Origin of the sequence: Oceanicola sp. S124, assembly GCF_000220565.1 — a bacterium.
Taxonomy (GTDB): Bacteria; Pseudomonadota; Alphaproteobacteria; order Rhodobacterales; family Rhodobacteraceae; genus Pseudooceanicola.
In genome coordinates, this window is sequence record NZ_AFPM01000050.1 from 1 (window position 1) to 3003 (window position 3003).

The following is a 3003-nucleotide window of genomic DNA, read 5'->3' on the forward strand; positions in this document are numbered from 1 at the left end:
CTTTCAGCCTGGTGATGATGCGGGACGGGACCCGGCAGGGCGGCCTCCTTTCGCAGTGAGAGCGTGCAGGCTCTCAACTCGGAAGGAGGCCGCCCCGATGTCACGACCTGCTGCATCACCAGGCTGAAAGTACTCAAATGTCTGCCTGCCCGCCTGACCCGATGCCCGTTGGCCGCGCCGTCGGCTGACACAAGCGTAGGGTGGGTGACAACCCACCTCTCGCCGCGTCAGAGATAGCGCCCGCCGCGCTGGATCACCTCGATCTCGTAGCCGTCGGGATCGGTGATGAAGAAGAACTTCGCCACGAAGCGCCCCTCGGGAGCGAATTCGACGATCTTGCGCGGGGCAAGGCCGGCGGCCCGCAGACGGGCGTGCTCGGTCTCGAGATCGGCGACCGACACCGCAAGGTGGCCATAGCCGTTGCCGAGGTCATAGGGCTCGGACTGGCCCTTGTTCACCGTCAGCTCCAGCTCGAAGCCGGTTTCGTCGTTGCTCAGGTAGATCAGGGTGAAGCTCTCGAAGTCCAGCCGCTCGGCGACGCTCAGGCCGAAGGCGGTTTCGTAGAAGGACAGGGCGCGGGCCTCGTCCAGCACGCGGATCATGGAATGGATCATCTTGGCCATCGGGCTCTCCTTTGCTGTTGCGCCAAGGCCTAGCGGCTTGGCATCGGCGACGGAAGGGCTGGCACGCTTGCCAGCCCCTTCGCTTGGCTGGTAGATGCCAGCACGCCCGAAATCCAGCCCAGCCCGGCGGTGCCATGCCCGAACCCGATTTCATCGAAGTCACCGTGCTGAAGCGCGATCCCTTCTCCGAGACGCTCTCGGGGCATTTCGCCGATGCGCCCGAGCGCCGGCTGGCCTTCCGCCGCCTCGACCGCCTGCCGCTCTGGTCGCGTCCCATCGCCCAGATGCTGGCCCGGCGCGAGATCCGGGGTCTGGCCGCCGTGCAGGGGATCGAGGGTTGCCCCGAGCTGCTGCGCGCCGACCGGCGCGGGCTGATCCGGGTCTGGTCCGAGGGCACGCCCTTGCAGCTGGCCCGTCCTGCCGAGGCCTTCTTCTACCGTGACGCCAGGCGGCTTCTGCGCGAGATGCGCCGTCGTGGGGTCACCCACAACGACATCGCCAAGCCGCAGAACTGGCTGATGCGTCCCGATGGCGGGGCGGCGGTGATCGACTTCCAGCTGGCCTCGGTGCATCGCTTCCGGGGGCCCCTGTTCCGCACCATGGCGCGCGAGGACCTGCGCCACCTGCTGAAGCAGAAGCGCGCCTATGCGCCCCATCTGCTGACCCCCGCCGAACGCGCCATGCTGGCCCGCAAGGCCCTGCCGACGCGGATCTGGATGGCCACGGGCAAGCGGCTCTACAACTTCGTCACCCGTCGCCTGCTGGACTGGTCCGATGGCGAGGGCACCGAGGACCGGATCGAGCGCAATGCTCCGAAGATCGCCGAGGCGCTGGCCGGTGCGCCTGTCTCAGCCCATTTCGTCACCACCTATGCCGTGCCGGGGCGCGGCACCGGGCTTTATACCTTCGCCGAGACCGCCCTAGGCCCGGCCGAGCTGCGCGCGCTGCTGCCCGAACAGCTCTCGGAGAAGGTCCAGCCCTGCGCCGCCCTGCCGCGCGACGCGGAGGGCGCCCTGCGCATCGACCTGCTGGCCCTCATCGCCGCCAACCGGCTGGACGAGATCGAGGCGATTCGCCTGCGCGAGCCCGGGCTGGCCCCCGCGATCGACGCGCTGATGGCCGGGCGGCAGAACCTGACCGACCGTATCCTGAAGACGTAGCCCGCCCGGGAGGCGGGCTCAGAACGGCGCCTTGGCGCGGAACTTCATGCCGGTGCCGCCGTCAGGATGCAGCAGCCGCAGCTCTTCGGCGTGCAGCATCAGGCGGGGGAAGTCGCGCGCCGCGCCCTCGGCGTAGAAGGGATCACCCAGGATCGGGTGGCCAAGCGCCTGCATGTGCACCCGCAGCTGATGCGAGCGCCCGGTCTGGGGAAACAGCCGCACCCGGGTCTCTCCCTCTGCGTAGCGATGCACCTTCCAGTCGGTGACGGCGGGCTTGCCGTTCTCATGGTCGACCATCTGCTTCGGGCGGTTCGGCCAGTCGACGATCAGCGGCAGGTCGACGGTGCCGGTCTTGGGCTCAAGCTTGCCCTCAACCCGCGCCACGTAGGTCTTCTTCACCCGCCGGTGTTCGAATTGCAGCCCGAGGTGGCGCTGTGCATGGGGTGTCATGGCGAAGACCATCACCCCCGAGGTGTCCCGGTCCAGCCGGTGCACCAGCAGCGCCATCGGGAAGGCCGTCTGGACCCGCGAGAGCAGGCAATCGGCCAGGTGGTCCCCCCGCCCCGGCACCGACAACAGGCCCGAGGGCTTGTCGACGATCAGGATCTCGTGGTCCTCGTGGATCACCGCCAGCGGCACGTCGGGCGGCTGGTAGTCGTCGGGCGGCAGGGTCGAGGGCGGGTGCTGGGGGGTATCGCTCATGGGCCACAGATAGCCTGATATGGCGCGCCGGTCGAGGGGCGGCCTCAGCCGCCGAAGACCTCCGACAGGATCGCCGAGAGCGCCCTGTCGTCGTCTTCGGTGAAGGCGGCGGGCTGGTCGCTGTCGATATCCAGCACGGCGATCACCGCTCCGGCACGGTTGCGCACCGGGATCACGATCTCGGAACGGGTCGAGGAGGCACAGGCGATATGGCCGGGGAAGGCGTCGACATCGTCGACCAGCTGGGTCTCGCCGGAACGGGCCGCCGCGCCGCAGACCCCGCGCGAGAAGGGGATCTGCAGGCAGCCGTGCCCGCCCTGGTAGGGGCCGATCTTCAGCAGCCCGGGCTCGGTCACCCGGTAGAAGCCGGTCCAGTCGAAGCGGGGATCGCTGTGGTGGATCTCGCAGGCCAGGGTCGCCATCAGGGCGACCTCGTCGGTTTCGCCCTCGGTGAGGGAGCGGATGGTGGCGGCGAGGGAGGCGTAATCGGGGCATGTCGGGTCTTTCGGTAAGGAGGG

4 protein-coding genes are annotated in these 3003 nt (G+C 68.9%); 1 reads left to right on the plus strand and 3 read right to left on the minus strand.

What is annotated here, in order from left to right; genetic code table 11:
• Positions 1–227: 227 nt before the first annotated feature.
• The gene (locus OS124_RS0104770; RefSeq protein ID WP_010138218.1) at positions 228–623 is read right to left on the minus strand and encodes a VOC family protein; all 396 of its coding nucleotides are present in this window, start codon (positions 621–623) and stop codon (positions 228–230) included.
• A 134-nt stretch (positions 624–757) separates the two neighbouring features.
• On the opposite strand from OS124_RS0104770, the gene OS124_RS0104775 reads away from it, so the two are divergent.
• Entirely contained in the window at positions 758–1783 is a 1026-nt protein-coding gene (locus tag OS124_RS0104775; RefSeq protein ID WP_010138219.1) for a serine/threonine protein kinase, read from the plus strand.
• 18 nt (positions 1784–1801) lie between these two features.
• On the opposite strand, the gene OS124_RS0104780 is transcribed toward OS124_RS0104775, so the two are convergent.
• Both OS124_RS0104780 and OS124_RS0104785 read right to left on the minus strand, forming a co-directional pair.
• Entirely contained in the window at positions 1802–2485 is a 684-nt protein-coding gene (locus OS124_RS0104780; protein ID WP_010138220.1) for an RluA family pseudouridine synthase, read from the minus strand.
• Between the two features lie 44 nt (positions 2486–2529).
• Positions 2530–2949, minus strand: a complete 420-nt coding sequence (locus tag OS124_RS0104785) for a GAF domain-containing protein (RefSeq protein WP_029375182.1) — start codon at positions 2947–2949, stop codon at positions 2530–2532.
• Positions 2950–3003: the final 54 nt, after the last annotated feature.

What these genes read in the sequence shown, in the direction of transcription:
- OS124_RS0104770 (WP_010138218.1), bottom strand. Translation starts at nt 623, where the DNA reads ATGGCCAAGATGATCCATTCCATGATCCGCGTGCTGGACGAGGCCCGC.
- OS124_RS0104775 (WP_010138219.1), top strand. Translation starts at nt 758, where the DNA reads ATGCCCGAACCCGATTTCATCGAAGTCACCGTGCTGAAGCGCGATCCC.
- OS124_RS0104780 (WP_010138220.1), bottom strand. Translation starts at nt 2,485, where the DNA reads ATGAGCGATACCCCCCAGCACCCGCCCTCGACCCTGCCGCCCGACGAC.